The sequence below is a fragment of the Corynebacterium sp. KPL1824 genome (assembly GCF_000478095.1).
Lineage (GTDB): Bacteria > Actinomycetota > Actinomycetes > Mycobacteriales > Mycobacteriaceae > Corynebacterium > Corynebacterium accolens.
This window is the reverse complement of record NZ_KI515749.1, coordinates 1059310-1078209: the sequence shown is the minus strand read 5'-3', so window position 1 is coordinate 1078209 and position 18900 is coordinate 1059310. Positions and strand designations below refer to the sequence as shown.

At 62.0% G+C, this 18900-nt stretch carries 13 protein-coding genes, 1 tRNA gene and 1 pseudogene; 6 read left to right on the top strand and 9 right to left on the bottom strand.

From position 1 onward, the window contains the following. Position 1: 1 nt before the first annotated feature. Positions 2-1912, bottom strand: a complete 1911-nt coding sequence (gene typA / locus HMPREF1267_RS05025; RefSeq protein WP_005280085.1) for a translational GTPase TypA — start codon at positions 1910-1912, stop codon at positions 2-4. A gap of 271 nt (positions 1913-2183) precedes the next feature. Between typA and HMPREF1267_RS05020 the strand changes: the two genes are divergently transcribed. Genes HMPREF1267_RS05020 through HMPREF1267_RS05010 form a run of 3 tightly spaced genes read left to right on the top strand, consistent with a single transcriptional unit; the run spans position 2184 to position 4393 of the window. Further along, positions 2184-2912: a hypothetical protein gene (locus tag HMPREF1267_RS05020; RefSeq protein ID WP_023017719.1), complete on the top strand. Its 729-nt coding sequence runs from the start codon at positions 2184-2186 to the stop codon at positions 2910-2912. Then, positions 2912-3448 (top strand): DUF402 domain-containing protein, encoded by a 537-nt coding sequence (locus tag HMPREF1267_RS05015; RefSeq protein ID WP_023028612.1) that lies wholly within the window; start codon positions 2912-2914, stop codon positions 3446-3448. The genes HMPREF1267_RS05020 and HMPREF1267_RS05015 overlap by 1 nt, the downstream gene beginning before the upstream one ends. A gap of 3 nt (positions 3449-3451) precedes the next feature. Continuing rightward, positions 3452-4393, top strand: coding sequence for a DUF808 domain-containing protein (locus HMPREF1267_RS05010; RefSeq protein ID WP_023028611.1), 942 nt, complete (start codon positions 3452-3454; stop codon positions 4391-4393). 3 nt (positions 4394-4396) lie between these two features. Here the strand turns inward: HMPREF1267_RS05010 and zupT are convergent, their stop codons facing one another. Beyond that, positions 4397-5194: a zinc transporter ZupT gene (gene zupT / locus HMPREF1267_RS05005; RefSeq protein WP_023028610.1), complete on the bottom strand. Its 798-nt coding sequence runs from the start codon at positions 5192-5194 to the stop codon at positions 4397-4399. Positions 5195-5229: 35 nt separating this feature from the next. Further along, positions 5230-7145: pseudogene (locus tag HMPREF1267_RS05000) on the bottom strand (BCCT family transporter). A gap of 250 nt (positions 7146-7395) precedes the next feature. On the opposite strand from HMPREF1267_RS05000, the gene HMPREF1267_RS04995 reads away from it, so the two are divergent. Then, positions 7396-8535, top strand: coding sequence for a hypothetical protein (locus HMPREF1267_RS04995; protein ID WP_023028607.1), 1140 nt, complete (start codon positions 7396-7398; stop codon positions 8533-8535). A gap of 15 nt (positions 8536-8550) precedes the next feature. Here the strand turns inward: HMPREF1267_RS04995 and selB are convergent, their stop codons facing one another. The 3 genes from selB to HMPREF1267_RS04980 all read right to left on the bottom strand — a co-directional run bounded on the left by selB (position 8551) and on the right by HMPREF1267_RS04980 (position 11782). Then, entirely contained in the window at positions 8551-10335 is a 1785-nt protein-coding gene (selB, locus tag HMPREF1267_RS04990) for a selenocysteine-specific translation elongation factor (RefSeq protein WP_023028606.1), read from the bottom strand. After that, positions 10336-11664: an L-seryl-tRNA(Sec) selenium transferase gene (selA, locus tag HMPREF1267_RS04985; protein ID WP_023028605.1), complete on the bottom strand. Its 1329-nt coding sequence runs from the start codon at positions 11662-11664 to the stop codon at positions 10336-10338. It abuts the gene before it with no gap. A gap of 23 nt (positions 11665-11687) precedes the next feature. Continuing rightward, positions 11688-11782, bottom strand: a tRNA-Sec gene (locus tag HMPREF1267_RS04980). A gap of 78 nt (positions 11783-11860) precedes the next feature. On the opposite strand from HMPREF1267_RS04980, the gene selD reads away from it, so the two are divergent. Then, positions 11861-12847 carry a selenide, water dikinase SelD gene (selD, locus tag HMPREF1267_RS04975; RefSeq protein WP_034667035.1) on the top strand — a complete coding sequence of 329 codons (987 nt, stop codon included), beginning with the start codon at positions 11861-11863 and terminating at the stop codon, positions 12845-12847. A 1-nt stretch (position 12848) separates the two neighbouring features. Then, positions 12849-13430, top strand: coding sequence for a hypothetical protein (locus HMPREF1267_RS04970; RefSeq protein ID WP_023028603.1), 582 nt, complete (start codon positions 12849-12851; stop codon positions 13428-13430). A gap of 15 nt (positions 13431-13445) precedes the next feature. On the opposite strand, the gene nrfD is transcribed toward HMPREF1267_RS04970, so the two are convergent. From nrfD to fdnG, 3 genes are read right to left on the bottom strand one after another with little or no spacing between them, the layout of a single operon-like run. After that, positions 13446-14561, bottom strand: coding sequence for an NrfD/PsrC family molybdoenzyme membrane anchor subunit (gene nrfD / locus HMPREF1267_RS04965; RefSeq protein ID WP_023028602.1), 1116 nt, complete (start codon positions 14559-14561; stop codon positions 13446-13448). Continuing rightward, positions 14558-15616 carry a 4Fe-4S dicluster domain-containing protein gene (locus HMPREF1267_RS04960; protein ID WP_005280072.1) on the bottom strand — a complete coding sequence of 353 codons (1059 nt, stop codon included), beginning with the start codon at positions 15614-15616 and terminating at the stop codon, positions 14558-14560. The genes nrfD and HMPREF1267_RS04960 overlap by 4 nt, the downstream gene beginning before the upstream one ends. Next, positions 15617-18892, bottom strand: coding sequence for a formate dehydrogenase-N subunit alpha (gene fdnG / locus HMPREF1267_RS04955; RefSeq protein ID WP_232215107.1), 3276 nt, complete (start codon positions 18890-18892; stop codon positions 15617-15619). It lies immediately after the preceding gene. Positions 18893-18900: the final 8 nt, after the last annotated feature.

The following is an 18900-nucleotide window of genomic DNA, read 5'->3' as shown; positions in this document are numbered from 1 at the left end:
GTTACTTCTTCATCTGCTTAGCGCGGGAAGCGGCGCGCTTGCGGTCGGTGGCGGAAAGCTCCAGCTTGCGCACGCGCAGCACGTCTGGGGCGACCTCGACGCACTCGTCGTTGCCACAGAATTCCAGCGCCTCTTCCAGAGAGAGCGTGTGGGCCTTGGCCAGGGTGACCGTGGCGTCTGCGGTGGCAGAGCGCATATTGGTCAGCTTCTTTTCCTTAGTGATGTTGATGTCAATATCCTCATCGCGGTTATTGGCACCTACCACCATGCCTTCGTAGGCCTCGGCGCCTGGCTCGACGAAGAAGTTGCCGCGGTCAGCCAGCTGCATCAGTGCGTACTGGGTGATCTGGCCGGTGCGGTCAGCCACCAAGGAGCCGGTGGCGCGGGACTTGATCTCGCCGGCCCAGACATCGAGGCCATCGGAAATGGAGTTGGCGATGCCGGCACCGCGGGTCTCGGTCATGAACTGGGTGCGGAAACCGATAAGGCCGCGGGCGGGAACGCGGAAGATCATGCGCACCCAGTCACCCTCGCGCACGTCCATGGACTGCATCTGGCCCTTGCGGGAGGCCAGCAGCTGGGTGATGGCACCCTGGTGCTCCGACGGGGAGTCGATGGTGAGGATCTCATAAGGCTCGTAGGTCTTGCCATCGATCTGCTGGGTCACAACCTGCGGCTTACCGATGGTCAGCTCGAAGCCCTCGCGACGCATGGACTCGATGAGCACGGACAGAGCCATCTCGCCGCGGCCCTGAACCTCCCAGGTATCGGGGCGCTCGGTGGGCAGCACGCGCAGGGAGACGTTACCGATAAGCTCCTGCTCCAAGCGGGCCTTGACCATGCGGGCGGTCAGCTTGGTGCCGCCGCCGCGGCCTGCCATCGGCGAGGTGTTGACGCCGATGGTCATGGAGATGGCCGGCTCATCAACGGTGATGCGCGGCAGGGCCTCGGGGTTTTCTGGATCGGCGATGGTGTCACCAATCATGACATCGGAGATACCAGAGATGGCGACGATATCGCCGGCGATGGCCTCTTCGGCCGGCTGGCGCTCGAAGCCGACGGTGCGCAGCAGCTCGGCGACCTTGACGGTCTTGGTGTGCTGGTTGCCCTCATCGTCGTAGTGGATCCAAGCCACCTGCTGGCCCTTCTTGATGCGGCCGGCGTAGATACGCAGCAGCGCGATACGGCCGAGGAAGTCGGAGGCGTCCAGGTTGGTCACGTGCGCCTGCAGCGGGGCATCGACGGTAGCGGAAGGCTCGGGCAGGACGTTGTAGATGACATCGAAAAGCGCCTGCAGGTCCTCGCTATCGGGGACGTTGCCATCGCCCGGGTTCTCGGTGGAGGCAACGCCGGCGCGGCCAGAGGCGTACAGGACCGGGAGATCTAGCAGCTCTTCGGCGGCGGCTGCGGCCTCCTCATCCTCGAGGCCGGCGGCGATTTCCAGCAGCAGGTCCTGAGACTCGGTAACAACCTCGTCGATGCGGGCATCGGGGCGGTCGGTCTTGTTCACGCAGACGATAACCGGCAGCTTGGCCTCGAGCGCCTTGGTCAGGACGAAGCGGGTCTGTGGGAGGGGACCCTCAGAGGCATCGACAAGCAGCACGACTCCGTCCACCATGGAAATGCCGCGCTCGACCTCGCCGCCGAAGTCGGCGTGGCCCGGGGTGTCGATGACGTTGATGATGAGGTCTGCGCCGTCCTTACCCAGACCCTGGCGGCGGATGGCCGTGTTCTTGGCCAAAATGGTAATGCCGCGCTCGCGCTCCTGATCGTTGGAGTCCATGACGCGGTCCGTGTGCTCACCGTGTTCGCCAAAGGCGCCGGACTGCTCCAGCATGCCGTTGACCAACGTGGTCTTGCCATGGTCAACGTGCGCGACAATGGCAACATTACGGAACTCGGTATTACTCACTAGTTGGGTTCTCCTTCGGAGGATCTACAAGCGCTGGTGCGCGAGAAATGTTCTTGAACGACGTCCTACGATACCCCCTAACAGGGCATAGTGCAGCATCGGGGAGCCAAGACGCGACCTATGCCACCCCGTAACGTCTCGCGCGCTCGAAACGACCTAGTACTTGACACTTCCCAGCGGATCACTATCGTTACTAGAGTTATTATTGTTACTGATGTGATTAATGGGGCTGTATTGCTTTCCCTCCGCGAGATAACAAGGACCTGATACCGTGAGCCACGCCCGAACCTCTTGGCGCCTAAGCGGGCGCACCGGCTATATCGCCGCTGCCACCGCCGCACTAATTGGCCTTGCCTCTCCCCTGGTTGCGCCCGCGCAGGCCTTCGCCCCGGACCTCTCCTCACTGGCCCAGCAGCACTTGCCCGCCAGCCCCTTAGATGAGCTCGGCCGCCCCACCCCGGAGACCCAGGACCGCGTGCGCGCCTTTGCCGCACAGCCGTGGATCCCCGAAGAGGCCCGCAATGCAATCCTGTCAGGCCTGGCCTTCTTTGCCGGCAACGGCGACGGCGATGGCGGCGTCGCCTTACCACAGGGCGATAACCCGCACTTCCGGCAGTTCTACTGGCCCACCGTCTCCGCGCACTGCATCGGCGGCACCAACGCCGCCACCGGCTCTGCCATCGCGGTCCCCGGCCCCACGGAGATTCCCGCCCCCGGTGCCGGCGAGGGCGAGACCGCCTTCCTCTTTACCGCCCTGGGCACCCCACCGGCAGCACCGGATCAAGGCGGCATGCACGTGCAGTGGTTCAATATCAATACCCTGCAAAGCGGTATTACCCCGCTGCACAATAACGGCATCAACCAGGATGGGCCCACGACGCTCTCCGGCACCGCGCACACGGGCAAGGGCCTGGTCATCGCGCTGCTTTCCGGTTCCGTTAATACCACCGAGGCGCGCTGCGATTTCGCCCCCACCGCCGCCTTCCTGGAGGTGAAGTAATGGCCGTTGATCTCCACCCAGTCAAGCGCGAGACCTTTAATACCGCGGATTTTACCAATACCGATCCCAAGGGTTACCTCCGCCAAGTCGATACCTACACCGAAACCGAGTTCGGCCTGTACATGGCCCGCGGCGCCGATCACCCGCGCTTTGGCTACCTCGAATCCTGGCTCCTGCCAAGCCTCAACCTGCGCGCGAATATCTTCCACTTCCGCCCCGGCGTTGAGGTAGAGCAGGACTTTTATATCGACGTCGCCGAAATCCAGCGCCACGGCAACGAGTGGACCACCCGCGATCTCTACGTTGACCTGGTGACCACCACCGGCGAGCCCATCACCGTCCTCGACATCGACGAGCTCTCCGCGGCGACGTCTGCGGGCCTCATTTCCGCCGAGGACGCCGAGCTCGCCATCGATACCACCCTGAACGCGGTCGAGGGAATTACCCGCCACGGCGACGATGCAATGGCCTGGCTTGCCCACCACGGCATAGACTTGTCTTGGTCAGACAACGTAACTTTAGCCCCCGAAGGATAAGCCATGGCCGGTGGCCTTTTCGCCCTGCTTGACGATGTCTCCTTAATCGCCCGCGCCGCCGCCTCCAGCGTCGACGATGTGGCCGCCCTAGGCGGCAAGACCTCCATGAAGGCCATCGGCGTCGTCGTCGATGATGCCGCAGTAACCCCGCAATACGTCGAGGGCATCAAACCGCAGCGTGAGCTGCCGATGATCTGGCGTATCACCAAGGGCTCGCTCATCAATAAGCTCGTCATCATCTTGCCTATTGCGATGATCCTGTCCTGGATCGCGCCGTGGGCGCTGACACCCATCTTGATGTGCGGCGGTACCTATTTGTGTTTCGAAGGCGCGGAAAAGATCCTCTCCTTCTTCCACTCCTCCCCAAGCGATGCCACCGATACCGTCCAGCACAAGGGCCCCGAGGCCGAAGATAGCCTGGTGAAATCCGCCATCACCACCGATCTCATCCTGTCTGCTGAAATCATGGTGATTTCCTTAAATGAGGTCATCGATCAGCCCTTCTGGCTGCGCCTCGGCGCGCTCATCGCCGTCGGCATAATCTTGACCCTAGGCGTCTACGGTGCCGTGGGACTGCTGGTCAAGATGGACGACATCGGCCTAGCCTTAACCCAGCGCCGCGATGGCAACTCCCTTCTCGGCAATGCCTTGGTCAAGGGCATGCCCATCGTGTTGGACATCATCGGCATCATCGGCACCGCCGCCATGTTGTGGGTAGGCGGGCATATCGTCACCACGGGCCTGCATGAATTCGGGGTGGACCAGCCGCACGGGTTTATCGAGGCCGCCACTGAACATATCCACAATGACGCGCTGAGCTGGCTGGCCGAAACCGGCCTGTCCATGGTGTGCGGGCTCATCCTCGGCCTTGTCATCGCCAGCATCGTCATAGCCGTCAAGGCCTCAACCGGCTCGCCGTCTGCCACCTCGGCAGCGCAACACTAAGAATTACATAAACAGCATGAGCGATACAGCCATAATGGCCATACCGGCGATGAGGCCGTAGATGGCGTAGTGGTGTTCACCAGTTTCTTCCGCGGTGGGAAGCAGCTCATCGAGGGAAATAAACACCATGATTCCTGCCACGGCGGCAAAGCTAATGCCCATGGTGGCCGGCCCCAATACCGGCATGAGCAGGCCAAAACCGATGAGCGCGCCGAGTGGTTCAGCCAGTCCGGAAAGCGTGGCCCACCAGAAGGCCTTCTTGCGCGAGCCGGTCGCCTCCCGCAGCGGCACTGCGACGGCGATGCCTTCCGGGATATTGTGAATGGCAATCGCCACGGCCACCGGCACCGCAATCTCCTTGGACTCCAGGCCGGATAAGAAGGTGGCAAAGCCCTCCGGGAAATTGTGTAAGCCCAGCGCTACTGCGGTAAATACGCCCGTCTTCATCAACCTGCCCCGGCGGGCGTCTTCTTCCGTCGTGCCCGGTTCGTGCGGGTTAATTTCTTCTGGCACCATCCGGTCAATAATCGCGATGACCGCAATACCGGCAAAGAAGGCCCCTACCGCGGCCCAGGTGCCAGGCTTTTCGCCCCCGAGGGCATCGCCAAGCTGCTCTATGCCTTCCGGCAGGATTTCCATGAAGGAAACATAGAGCATCACACCCGCCGAAAGGCCCAGGGCCGCGGCCATAAATGCGGGCCCTGGCTGGCGCTTTCCCACCGCCAGCGCCCCGCCGATGGAGGTGGACAGGCCCGAGAGCAGGACCAATCCAAAGGCGAAGGCGAACGTGGACAAGGTCATGGTCTGTGACTGTACCTAACTAAACTTATCGAGCCTTAATGAGCAGGCGGAGTCTGTGCATCGTCATCGGTGGAGCCAGAGACGAACTCGCCATCGGCCACCGAAGGATCATCATCCACGTAGCGGCCGGCTTCGTAGTTGTAACCGATAGCATGGCCCTCCTCATCGGTGCGCGCGTACCACTCAGTGACCTCTGCGGCGGTGGAATCAAATTCGCCGCCGGTGGCGTAATCGGAGTCTCCCGCAGTGGGCTCGATCGACAGGGCAAAGTTATCGCCGTATTCGCGCACGCCGTGGATGACCGCATTGGACACGGCCTGGTGCTCGTAATAGTGGCGGATGGAGGCCGGATCGTGGCGCAGTTCCCTAATCAGGGCAATGCACATCAACACGATGATGACGGCAAAGGGAAGCGCCGTAATGGTGATGAGGTTTTGCAGGCCTTGCAGCGCGTTCTTGCCGCCGGAGATGAGAATAACCACGGCGATGCCCGCCATGCAGATCACCCAAAAGACGGTGACCAAGGGCTTCGGCTGTGGGTTGCCGCGCTGGGTGAGCTGGGAATTGACCAGCGAGGCTGAGTCCGCAGTGGTGATGAAAAATACCACGAGCATGACGATGACCAGTGGGGCCATCCAATTGGATCCGGGGAAATGGTCCAAGACGTTGAAGAAGATGTCTTCGGCCGCCGGCATGGAATCGATGGTGCCATCGGGGGCGATATCGCCATCGCGGCGCTGCAGCCAAATGGTGGTGCCGCCCAAGATGGTGAATGCGGCGATGATGATGGCAGAAGGAATAAACAGCACGCCAAGGACGAATTGGCGGATGGTGCGACCGCGGGAAATCTTGGCCACGAATACGCCGACAAACGGCGACCAGGATACCCACCACGCCCAGTAGAACGTGGTCCACGAGGATAGGAAGGAGACCATATCTTCGCCTTCGCCCATGTTGGCGGACAACATTTCAGGGGTGTTATCGAGGTACTCGATGATGACTGCGGGCATCATATTGGCCAGCAAGGCAGTCGGTCCGATGACGAAGAAGAAGATGGCGATGCCTAGCGCCAATGCCAGGTTGATATTGGATAGCCACCGCACGCCCTTAGCCACACCAGACACGGCGGAAAAGATGGTGCCGATGGACAGCACAATGATGATGACCAACGCCGCGGTATTGCCGGCGGTGGACCAGCCACTGACGATTTCCACGCCGCGGCCGATCTGCAGCGCGCCAATGCCCAAAGTAGCCGCGGTACCAAAGAGGGTGGCGATGATAGCCAGGCCATCGATAATGCGCGCCGGTGTGGAATCGGTGGACGGTTGCCAAAAAGCGGCATCAAGATAGAGCTCATCAGGGGTACGCGCCCGCGGCGGAAGGACACGTAGGCCACGCACAGCCCGACGATGGCATAGATAGCCCACGCATTAAGGCCCCAGTGCATGGCCGATTGGGCCAGCGCGCCGAGCACCGCTTCATCGCTGGCGGCCTCATAGGCACCAGGGCGCGGCGAGAGATAATGCGTAAGCGGTTCGTAGGGGCCGAAGAAAATAAGCCCGATGCCGATGCCCGCGCCAAAGAGCATGGCGGCCCAACTGATCGTGGAAAACTCCGGCTTTTCGCCATCCACGCCGAGTGGGATTTTCCCGTACTTGGAAAAGGCCAGGATCAACAGCAGGAACATCAGGAAGGTGGCCAGCGCCGTAAAGATCCAGCCTAGGTTGCGCATAACCCAGTCCAGGGCCGTAGAGGAGGTATTAAAAACCTGTTCGGGGGCGAGCACTCCCCACACCACGAAGGCGATGACGAGCCCACCGACAACGCTCAAGATGGTCTTATCCACGCTGTATTTAACCTTTTGGTCCTCAATGGATACGCCAGGGACCAAGGCGGGGTGAATATTGTGCGGGTAGATGATGTCGTGCAGGATGCGCTTGGCGCCGCGCACGCGCTTTTGGCTTTCTTCCGTATTATTAACGTTTTCCAGCCCACTGGTGGTTCCGTTATCGGGCCGGGGCGATGAATTAGACGACAAAGCCCTACTCCTATTTCTTTATGCACTTTTCAACTTGAGGGGATCATTAATACGTTAACGAACATTGGCTAAAACCACCGACTAAGCGCTGTTTTACCCCCACATGCGTAAAATGAGATCCGTACGTTACGCCCCGCTTTAAAGCTTTGGAGTTACTTTTCCTATGGTGCCCTACCCGCTTGCGACCAGCTACTTCGGCGTCGAACACGTCGCCATCCTGGAACATGTCATCTCCGGCACGGTGCTGAGCATTCCTGGCGTGGGTAGCCAGCCTGCTCTTATCGATGTCTCCTTAGAGCCCGATACCTACTCCAACGGCTGGCGGGTGCGTTCGGAATTTGGTTTCATCGGGTTCCTCGATGAGGTAGAGGCAGCCGAATACCCGGACCTACACCGGTTGAAGGCCTCGCAGGCCACCCCGCAGACGGTAGCCACGGTCGACATCATTGACGGTGAACTCGAGGTCGCCGTCTCCCTCGGGCTGTGGCCGTGGCTGCTACCGGTCAATGACCAACCGGCCGAATCGGCGTTGCTCGCCGGCGGTCACGGCGCGGTCGTTGATACTGCGGCGGGCGACCTGACCGAGTCGCAGCTATCTCAACTTGAAACGCAGCAATTCTTTGTCACGCTCAAGATCATCGATGACGCCGTCGTGGCCTCGTGTGGCGATACTGTGGTCGGTCCGTGCGGCGTGTTGAGCCAGCTACCGGGTCTGCGCGCAGCGTATGCGGCGGCACAAGAAGCCGGTACTGTGTTGGCAGCCCGTGCCTATAGCGGCGGCGGGATGATCGCGGTCGATACCCCCGCAGAGGATGCCACAGATACCGAATTATTCTCCCCGGCGGTACCACCCCTGCGGGTGCCGTCTGGCCGCACCGCGCTTCCCAGCACCACCACATCCCGCCCTACCACCCCAGCCCAGCCCGAGGGGTGGGAGTTCGCGCTGGAGTCCGCCGACATTGCAGGCGATCTTCCCGCCGGCTTCCGGTGCCCAGTCAGCCCGAGTGCCAACAAGGATCTGAGCTCGGCCGAAGCGTCGCCCGCAATGCCCAGCGCTGCTCCAGAGAACGACGCTGCCCCGACCACGCCTCGTGCCCACGAGGGCGACCAGGCTGCGGCACCGCCCGCTAGCAGCGGCTTGGCCGACTTGGTCTCGTCCATGCCGGGCTCACAGAACCTGAGCTGGCGCGCACTTCCCGTCGCGGAGGAACCGGGCCGCTTTTCTTCCGAATCCGCCCGCGTGCGCGCCCGGCGCGTGGCGCGCGAACAGTCCCGCCCGCGCGGCGGAAACCACCGCAAATAAGGCGCCCGCTTGTGCTTAGCGCAGTGTGCGCTTGCCACCCTCGCCGCGGCGGGTAATGCCTTGGGCATCGAGGTATTCCAGCAGTGGGATAGCCACCCGGCGGGTGGTCCCCAGCACTTGGCGCGCGGCGGACAAGGTAAAGGGCTGTTCGAGTTGTGAGAGGTGCTCCCGTGCCTTGTCTGGGGCGTCCGGCAGGAGGATGATGCCATCTTTCAGACGTAGCAGGCGCCCAGCGCGCTCGGCGGCGGCCAGTTCTTTTTCGCTCAGCCCCAGCTCTTTAAGTTCGTGCGCCTCTGGTGCGGCAAAAGGTTCCTTTTCTAGCCTGCTCTCCAATCCGGCCACGGCGGGCTCGGCGGCGCCGAGATCCACGCTGTGGCCGGGCAGGCGGATAAGCCCTTCGGATTCCTCCGCATGGGCGGCGACCACCGCTAGGCGCAGCAGCCCCTCTTCCTTAAGGCCCAAGGCATCGAGTGCCGCCTTGCGCGGCATGCCTGGTGCGAGCGGGTTGGCCGCAGCGTGTTCCTGCAGCGCGGTAGTCAGAGCTTCTTTCCAGCGCGTTACCTGGCGGGCAGCAATCCACCACTGGTGAAAGTTAATGATGCCCGGCGGCGTGGCGTCGGTGTCATAACCATCGAGTTCCAAGTCCGCACGCCGGGCATAGCCCACGCGCTGCAGGTAGGAGGAAGGATTGCGGAAGGAGCTTAATTCAGCCAGTGCGTTAGCCCGCTTGCGGGCGGCACCGCGGCGGTCTAGCTCCGGCGGGCGCACGTCGATGACCTCCACGCCGGCGCTAACATGTCGGCCGCCGGGGCTGCGGACGACTAGGCGATCCAGGATGACCAGCGGCATAGCGCGCGATAGGCGCAGGCGGGCAAAATCCGCTGACAACGGCCGCAGGTGCGCTTCTATCCCGGCGGTACCGCAGTGGACCACGAGGTTATCGGGTAGTTCATCAAGCGCGGTGCCAAAAGTGCGGTGGACGTCCACGATATCGACACCGCGCCACGCACCTGGGGTAAGCAGCAGATCACCGCGGTGGATATCGGCGGCATCGACCCCGCGCAGGTTGACCGCGGCACGTGTTACGGGGCCCAAGGATTCCTGCGCGGTATTTTCGCTATGCAAGCCGCGAATCTCCACCCGCTTGTCCCCTGCCGCGGTGGAAAGCACCAGGGCATCGCCGGTGCGCAGCGTGCCAGCACTCAGCGTCCCGGTCACCACGGTTCCCGCGCCCTTGACGCTAAAAGTGCGATCGATCCACAGCCGCACCGGGGCGTCTGTGTCGGGTGCGGGCACGCGGGCCACCAAGTCATCGAGCGCCGCGCCCAGTTCCGCCAGGCCCTCGCCGGTGTGGGAGGAGACGGGGATGATGGGGGCATCGGCAAGCGGGGTGGCAGAAAACTGCATGCACACCTGGGCGGTGACCTCCGCGCGGCGCTTATCATCGGCGCGGTCGCTGCGGGTCAAGGCGATGATGCCGTGCTCGATGCCCAGCGCGTGCAGCGCGTCGCGATGGTCGGTGGATTGGGCCTGCCAGCCCTCGTCCGCGGCAACCACGAAAAGCACCACGGAGGCCGGGCCCACCCCGGCGAGCATATTGCCAAAGAACTTTTCGTGGCCGGGAACATCCACAAACGCCACGTCCGCGCCGGAGGGCAGCGCCGTCCAGACAAAGCCTAAGTCAATGGTCAGCCCGCGGCGTTTTTCCTCGGCCCACCTATCCGGATCCATGTCTGTGAGGGCGCGCACCAGGCTGGACTTGCCGTGATCCACGTGTCCGGCGGTCGCGATAACATACACCTACATCACCGCCCGAATGGCCGCGATGAGCACCTCGTCCTGGGACTCGGGTACGCAGCGCACATCAATGAGGCAGCGGCCTTGGTGCTGGCGCGCCACCACCGGCAGGGTGTGCTGGCGTAGCTTTGGCGCAAGTTCCTCCGGCAGGGATACCGCTACGCCGGGCAGCGGGTACTCGGGGGCTCCTCCCCCGCCCACGCGGCCAGCATGCTCAACAACCTCGCCACCCACCGCCGCGGCGATGGCCTCGGTGCGCGCGCGGTGGCGCGCCGGGTCAAGGTGGAGGGCCTGATTCACCGCATTGGCAGGCGTCGTGATCGCTGCCTCTAAGGCATTGAGCCGCAGCTTATCTATGCGCACCGCCCGCGCCAGCGGGTGCTTTTTCACCGCCGCAATCGCGTCCTTAGTGCCCAATAAGATGCCGGCCTGCGGCCCGCCCAAAAGCTTATCGCCCGAGGCGATGACAATATCCGCCCCGGCTTTCAGCTGCGCGTGAATATCGGGCTCATCTGGCAGCACCGGATCGTGGGTAAGCAAGCCCGAGCCGAGATCCACAATAAGGTTCGTGCCTTGTTTCTTCGCCAGCTGCGCCAGCTCACCCACACCCACCGAGGAGCTAAACCCCTCAATCCGAAAATTGGACGGGTGCACCTTCAAAATCGCGCCGGTCTCCTCCCCCAGCGCGGCTTCATAATCGTGCAGGTGCGTCCGGTTGGTCGCACCCACCTCGCGCAGCCGCGTCGCGGTGGATTCAATAAGTTCCGGCAGGCGAAACCCCGCGCCAATTTCAATGAGCTCGCCGCGCGAGATGATGACCTCCTTGCCCGGGGCCAGCGCGGCCGTGGCCAGCAATAAGGCCGCCGCACCGTTATTGACCACCAGCGCATCCTCCGCGCCGGGGCACGCCGCCAATAGGGCCTGGGTGGCACCGGCACCGCGCCGGGACGAGCGCCGCCCGGTGTCTAAGTCCATTTCCACGTCGGTATATCCGGCCGCGTCCTGCAGCGCGTCGATCGCGGCCGCAGGCAGCGGGGCGCGGCCCAAGTTTGTATGGATGATGACGCCGGTGGCATTGATGACCGGCTGCAAGGAATGGGTGCTGTGGTCAGCCAGCCTTAGCGCTATTTCTTCCTCCACGCTGGCAACGGGCACGTCCCCGCGGCGGGCGGCAGAGAGCACGGCCCTAATCGTGGCGCGGATGGCGTGTTCAGCGAATATCTCCCGTGCGCGCTCTACCGCGGGGAGCCGCAATAGCTCATCCATGCGGGGTAAATTCCGGCGGGGATCACGGGCATTATTCGCGGGGCGACCAGCGTTATGACTCGGCACTCGTTTTCCTCCTTGCGCGCTTTTGGCGGAGACGGACAGGAATCGAACCTGCCAGACCGAGATGCTCGGCCTCACCGGTTTTGAAGACCGGGGCGCCCACCAGGACACGTACGCCTCCGCCTGGCTACTTTACAGATCCCGCGCGCACCCCACCGCCGCCGCCCCACCACTTCCGGCGGGTAAAATGACCAACATGATGGAGCAGATTAATTTAACCTCTTTCGCCGCAGGTGGCGGCTGCGCCTGCAAGATTCCCGCCGGGCAATTGGAATCGGCGGTAGAAGGGCTCATCGGCAAGGCCGATCCCAATGTCTTGGTCGGCCTCGACGATGGCGATGATGCCGCAGCGGTCAAGATCGACAACGGCGTCGCCGTGATTTCTACCGCGGACTTTTTCACCCCCATGGTCAATGATCCCTATACCTGGGGCCAGATTGCCGCGGCCAATGCGCTATCTGATGTCTACGCCATGGGTGGCACCCCCATTACCGCCATCAACCTCGTGGGCTGGCCCAATGAGAAGCTCGGTCTGGACGTCCTGCGCGAGGTGCTGCGCGGCGGCATGGATAAGGCCACCGAGGCAGGCATTTCCATTACCGGCGGCCACTCCATTACCGCCCTGGAGCCCTTGTACGGCATGGCGGCGACGGGCATCGTTGATCCCGAAAAACTCATGCGCAACGATGCCGCGGAGGCCGGCCTGCCCATTACGCTGACCAAGCCCATCGGCGTGGGCATTTTGAATAATAAACACAAGGCCACCGGCGAGGTATCCCAGGCCGCCATCGATTCCATGACCGCGCTCAACCGCCAGGCCGCCCAGGATGCGGTCGCCGCAGGTGCGCGCGCGGCCACCGATGTCACCGGCTTCGGGTTATTGGGCCACCTGTACAAGATGTGCCGCGCCTCTGGCGTATCGGCTGAGCTGGACTTTTCCGCGGTCCCCACCGTGGACGGCGCCACCGATGCCCTCGCGGAAGGCTTTATCCCGGGCGGTTCGCGCCGCAACCTGGATTGGGTGCGCCCGCACCTGCAGCCCTCCTCCCTTACGGAGGAAGAGCTAGTGCTGCTTGCCGATGCCCAAACCTCCGGCGGCCTCCTCATCATCGGCGAGGTCCCGGGCTACCCCGTTATTGGTCGCACGACACCGCTTTCTGACGATTCCTACATCACCATTTCCTAAGATGAACCACCGCCTTTTTAGCCTGCCCCTTGTCACCCTCGCCCTCGGTGCGAGCCTTGTCGCCTGCGCCGACGGGACCACCAACCGCGGCTGCTCGCCCATCGAATTATCGGAGCTGCGTACTTCCCTGCCAGACACCCTGATCGGCGCTAACCAGGATCCCGATTCCACCAGCGATGAGGATGACTCCTTCTCCGTGCTCTACGGCGGCGATTCGCCGGAAAAGATTAGCGTGCTGGGCACGAAATACGAATCCGATAATGAGGCCGTATGCCCCGATGACCCAGATGCGGCGGCGGAGCGCTACTTGGAGCTGGTCAATGAGGACATCGACAAGCAAAATGCCGCCCAAGGCCGCGCGGGAAATGAGTACAAGCCGTTCGATTTCACCGCCGCGGACCGGCATTTTTATTGCTCGGCCTGGGAGGTCGAGGATGCCGTCTCAACCACCTGCGTGACCACGGTGCATGACGCTGCGGTGAACTACTATCTCCACCGCGATTCCGAGTCCTTGGAGGCGGAGCAATCGCGCATGCAGGAGATCGGCGAAGAGCTCGCCGATTCCTTTGCCAACCTCGACTAAACTAGCTAGCCCTCGCTAGCCTGCGCTGAGCACGTCGGTGGCAAGCCCTTGCTCGCGCCGGCGCCGCTCCGCACGGCGTTTTTGCGGCCCCATCGTGGTGACCGGGTTCTTCACCGCCTCCAAGCCAGCGTTGAGCACGCCAAAGCGCGTGCACGCAGATCCGGCCAGTAAGGCTAGCCCCGAAGCCACGGATACGGCGCGGGACTTCGTCGCCGCCGCCACCGCGCTGCCCACGCCGCCAGCGGCAATCAAGTATTCCGAGGCGCGCATGAGCTTTCCCGGCGTGCCGTGATGCAATTCCTCGCGCGGCTCCGGCTCCATATTGCTTTCTAGCACCTTCGTCGCCGCGATATCGCTGGCCGCAGCTGCCATGCCCAAGGCGCGGGCGGGCCCGGCGTGCTTTACCGGAGTGGTCACCATCGCCAGGCCGGAGGCCGCTGCCGAGGCAGAGGATACAAAGACATAGGGCAAGTGCCGCTTCATGTCATTCCACACCGGGTTGGACGTATTAGACAGCAATACCGCCGTATATCCGGCCAACGGGCCACCGAGCACGCCGGTTATCACCCCGGCCGGAGTCGCGGCCTTGCCTAGGCTCGCGCGCAGCCACTTCGGCAGCGGCAGCTTCCGCTTGGTCGCGTCATCTATCTCTATCACGGCAGGAATGGCCGCCGCGGTGGAAAAGCCCGCGAGTAACCACGATCCGAGAGACATCGGCGAGGTCACCTTGAAGACGCGGAACATATTCAACGCGCGCTCCGGCCGGCCCAAATCCAAAATCAAAAAGACCGATCCAGCGGCCGCCGCGCCAAAAGCCGCTACCCGCGTGGTCCGGCGCAATGGCGCATTGCCCGCCGCCTGTGCACCGGTGGCGAGAAGACCCGAACCGCCGGCAATACCGCCCAAGAAGAAATACCCACCGATGGGCCACTCCCACGGCGGGGCCTTAACCACGGGCCTGCCGTAATAGGAAGAAAACTCGAAGTCTTCTGCCATCCGCTCCTCTTTGGAGCCATCCTGCGCACCCGCACCCGGGCGCTTGCGCTTCTTCTTGCGCTTCGGCCCATCGAAGTTGCGGTAGCGATTCGGCCGCTCCGGCTGCGGTGGCCGGTACTCATCAAAACCGCTCATTTGCGCCCTCCAATCAAAAAGGAACCCGCCACGGCCAGCGCCATCCCGCCGATGGCCTTGGCCGCGGTTTTATACATGCTCGGCAAATCCGCGGTAGGCACGCGCGGATCCGGCGGCAGGCCATAGACCTCTGGCGAATCTAGCAATAAGAAGATAGAGCCGGTTCCGCCCACGCCATCGTTATCATTGGCGCCATAGAGCCGCGCCTCCGTTATGCCCTGTTCGTGCAGGACGCGCACGCGATCCTTCGCCGCGGCCAGCATGTCCTCATAGGTACCGAACTGGATGGAATCCGTAGGACAGGTCTTGGAACACGCCGGCTGCTCGCCCTGTTTCAGGCGGTCATAGCACATGGTGCACTTCTGGGCGACGCCCACATTCTTAATCGGCATCGCCTCGCCCGGCGTGTGATCCGTGCCTTGGGGTTTGCGCTGCTTGAGCTTCTTGAGCACGTTGATGCCGGCATGCGAATTATCCTGATAATCCACCGTCGCGGTCTTATCGTATTTCAACGACACCCCGCCGTCATCGCGGCGTTCGATGACGCCGAAGGGGCACCCCGCCACGCAGGTTCCGCAGCCATTACACACATCATCTTGGACGACCACGGTGCCAAACTCGGTGCGGAAGAGCGCGCCTGTGGGGCAGACATCCAAACACCCTGCATGCGTGCAGTGCTTGCAGACGTCCGAGGACATCAACCACCGGAACGTATCCGTATCCGGCGGAGTGGTATCGACCTCGTCAGGCTTTCCACCGATGGTGGGCATGCCCAGGGAAATAAGCTGTTTTCCCTCTTCGCGCGCCTTCTCAATGCGGTCGTTGTTTTGTTCCACAAAGGCCACATGCCGCCACGTATTAGCGCCCAAGGCACCGGTGTTGTCATAGGAATCACCGGTGACGTCATATCCCTCTACCGGGTTGCGGTTCCATTCCTTGCACGCCACCTCGCAGGCCTTGCAGCCGATGCACACGGACGTATCGGTGAAAAAGGCCATGCGGCGGTAGGAATCATAGCCGTGCCGGCCCGCGTCCTCGGTCAGTAGATTAGTCATTTACTTACCTTCTTCGCCTTTACTTGCCGTCTCGCCGTCACTACTTTCCGCCCCAGGCTGGCCATGCTTTTCGGGCTCGGGGTTATAGGTAAACGAGTCAGGGACCGACAACAAATCATTGCCGGAATCCACGCTCAACTGCGCCCGCTCCTGATACTGCTTGAGCAGCTTCAAGCGGCCTTCTCCCCTTGGCCGGCGGCCCGGTTGGATATCGCAGGCACCAATCTTTGAGTTCTGAATAAACACATTCGGCTCGAGGGTCAGGCCCAAGAGGTCGTTGGCGCCGTCACCGGCCACGGCGGTGGTCTCGGACTCGCCGTAGTGGAAGGGCAGGCCAATCTGGTGGAATTCTTCCCCATTGATCTTCAGCATCTGCATGCGATCGGTGACCAAGACCTGCGCCTCAATCACGCCACGCGGCGAGATAATCGTCGCCCACTCGCCATTTTCCAAGCCACGCTTTGCGGCCAAGTCCTTATCCACCTCGCAGAATAGGCCCGGCTGCAGCTCCGCCAGATAGGGCAGGCGGCGCGACATCGCACCCGAAGTGTACATCTCCGTAAGGCGATAGGTAGAAAATACGAACGGGAACACTTCCGCACCGGGCATGCCCGGTTCTGGGCGCTGCAGGTTATCCGGGCGCTTGATGGTCAAGCGCGTCGGTGATTGCTGCTGCTTATACAGCACGTTGGTCACCGGGGACTCCTGCGGCTCATAGTGGGTGGGCAGGGGGCCATCGGAAAGCCCGGAAGGCGCAAAGAGCCAACCGCGACCGTCCGCCTGCATGATGAAGGCGTCCGTGCCATCGAGGGCGTCTGGACCGACGGCATCGGCAGCAGCCTTGTACTCCGGCGACTTAGTCACCGGGAAGTCAGGGACGTCATCGCCTACCCACTTGCCCTGGGCCTCGTCCCACCACACGTACTTCTTGCGCTCGGACCACGGGGTGCCATCCGGCTTCGCCGAAGCGCGGTTGTACAAAATGCGGCGGTTAGCAGGCCAGACCCAGCCCCACTCGGGTGCGACCTCGTTCTGCTCCGAGCCCGGGACCTTGCGTGCGGACTGGTTGACGCCATCCTTGTACACGCCGGTGTAGATCCAGCAGCCGCCGGAGGTCGTGCCGTCATTCTTCATCTCCACGAAGGTGGGCAAAAGCTCGCCCTTCTTGGGCCCATCCAGGTAGTAGCCGTTGATCTCTTTGAGGACGTCCTCGGAATTCGGCTCTCCTTCCTCATTTTCCACGTAATCCCACGTCACCTTCTGGAGCGGGAGATCGCGCGGATCGGTGGAATCGCGCAGGCGTTCCTTCAGCTTCTTACCCAGCTGGTAGAAGAACCACAGATCGCTCTTGGCATCGCCTGGCGGCGGTGCCGCTTGGAAGCGCCACTGCAGCATACGTTGGGTCTGAGTAAAGGTACCGGCCTTTTCCACGTGGGTGGCTGCGGGCATTAGGAAGACCTCGGTTTCGATGTCTTCGGTCTTCAGCTCGCCGTTTTTAATCTCCGGCGCGTCCTTCCAGAACGAAGCGGTTTCGATTTCCTGGAAATCGCGTACGACCAGCCACTTCAGCGATGCCAAACCGCGGCGCTGCATGCCACCATTGGACTGCGCCACCGCCGGGTTTTGGCCGAATACGAAGTAGCCATCCACCTGACCATTGAGCATGGCCTGCAGGGTTTCATAGGTAGAATGCGCGCCGGAAATGCGCGGCATGAGGTCATAGCCCCAGTTATTTTCCTTGGTAGCCGCATCTCCCCAGTAGGACTTCATCAAGGACACGGCGTAATTCTCGCCAATCTGCCAGAAGCCCTTTTGGGACTCATCCCGGATCTCATCCACAAATTCCGGCCACGTCTGCTTTTCCACGCTCGGCATGGGCAGGTAGCCAGGCAGGGAGTGGAAAAGGGTCGGGATATCGGTGGAACCCTGAATGGAGGCATGCCCGCGCAGGGCCATGATTCCGGAGCCCGGGCGGCCCACATTGCCCATCAAAAGCTGCAAAATGGCAGCGGTACGGATGAACTGCGCGCCCAAGGTGTGCTGGGTAAAGCCCAACGCATAGGCGAAACACGTGGTGTGTTCCGGATCAGAATTCTGCGCAATGGAATCCGCCAGGTAGTAGAAGTCTTCCTGCGCGATGCCGCAGGTTTCTTCTACCAGCTCAGGGGTATAGCGCGCATAGTGGCGCTTGAGAATCTGGAAGACCGAATTCGGGTGCTCCAGAGTGTCATCGCGCTCGACATTCCAGGAGGAACCTTCCGGCTTTTGCACGTACTGCCACGAATCGGTCACGTACGTACCGGTTTCTGGGTCATATCCAGAAAACAGTCCGTCCAGTTCCTCGGTGTCCTGGTAGTCCTCCGAGATGATCATCGGCGCATTGGTATATGCGACGACATAATCGCGGAAGTACAGCTCATTCTGGAGCATGTAGTTGATAACCGCGCCCAGCAGCACCACATCGGTACCGCCGCGAATGCCAATGTGGCGGTTAGAGAACGCAGAGGTACGCGTATACCGCGGATCCACGTGGATAATGCGGGCGCCGCGCTTTTTGGCTTCTACGACCCACTGGAATCCCACCGGGTGGCACTCGGCCATATTCGAACCCTCGATAACGAGGCAATCAGCATTCGCCATATCCTGCAGCGGTTGGGTTGCGCCGCCGCGGCCAAACGAAGTTCCTAAACTAGGAACTGTGGCGGAGTGTCATATGCGCGCCTGGTTTTCGAGCTGCACCGCACCGGCAGCGGTAAAAAGCTTCTTAATGAGGTAGTTTTCCTCATTATCCAAGGTCGCGCCACCAAGGCCAGCGATACCCATCGTGCGGTTCAAAGTCCGCCCCGAGTCATCGGTGTCTTGCCAGCCCTTCCGGCGCGCTTCCAAGAAACGATCCGCGATCATGTCCATCGCGGTGTCTTCATCCAGCTCCTGCCACTCGGTGGAGTGCGGTGCGCGGTACTTAATCTTGGTCAAACGCGTTGCGGAGTTGACCAACTGCTCCGATGCCGAGCCCTTGGGGCACAAACGCCCGCGCGAAATCGGCGAATCCGGATCGCCCTCAATCTGGATGACCCGGTCATCTTTAACGTATACGCGCTGGGCACAACCTACCGCGCAATATGGGCACACGGATTGCACCACGCGGTCAGCTTCCACCGTGCGCCCGTGCTTTTCCTTACTCTTGGTTGATTGCGTATTGATATCCCTGCCAAAGGGATCGCCGCTACGCAGCTGGCGCACCACCGGCCAGTTGAGAGGACTTAAGCGAGACATGACTTTAA

What these genes read in the sequence shown, in the direction of transcription:
- HMPREF1267_RS04960 (WP_005280072.1), bottom strand. Translation starts at nt 15,616, where the DNA reads ATGACTAATCTACTGACCGAGGACGCGGGCCGGCACGGCTATGATTCC.
- selD (WP_034667035.1), top strand. Translation starts at nt 11,861, where the DNA reads ATGGAGCAGATTAATTTAACCTCTTTCGCCGCAGGTGGCGGCTGCGCC.
- zupT (WP_023028610.1), bottom strand. Translation starts at nt 5,194, where the DNA reads ATGACCTTGTCCACGTTCGCCTTCGCCTTTGGATTGGTCCTGCTCTCG.
- HMPREF1267_RS05010 (WP_023028611.1), top strand. Translation starts at nt 3,452, where the DNA reads ATGGCCGGTGGCCTTTTCGCCCTGCTTGACGATGTCTCCTTAATCGCC.
- HMPREF1267_RS04995 (WP_023028607.1), top strand. Translation starts at nt 7,396, where the DNA reads ATGGTGCCCTACCCGCTTGCGACCAGCTACTTCGGCGTCGAACACGTC.
- HMPREF1267_RS04970 (WP_023028603.1), top strand. Translation starts at nt 12,849, where the DNA reads ATGAACCACCGCCTTTTTAGCCTGCCCCTTGTCACCCTCGCCCTCGGT.
- nrfD (WP_023028602.1), bottom strand. Translation starts at nt 14,561, where the DNA reads ATGAGCGGTTTTGATGAGTACCGGCCACCGCAGCCGGAGCGGCCGAAT.
- HMPREF1267_RS05015 (WP_023028612.1), top strand. Translation starts at nt 2,912, where the DNA reads ATGGCCGTTGATCTCCACCCAGTCAAGCGCGAGACCTTTAATACCGCG.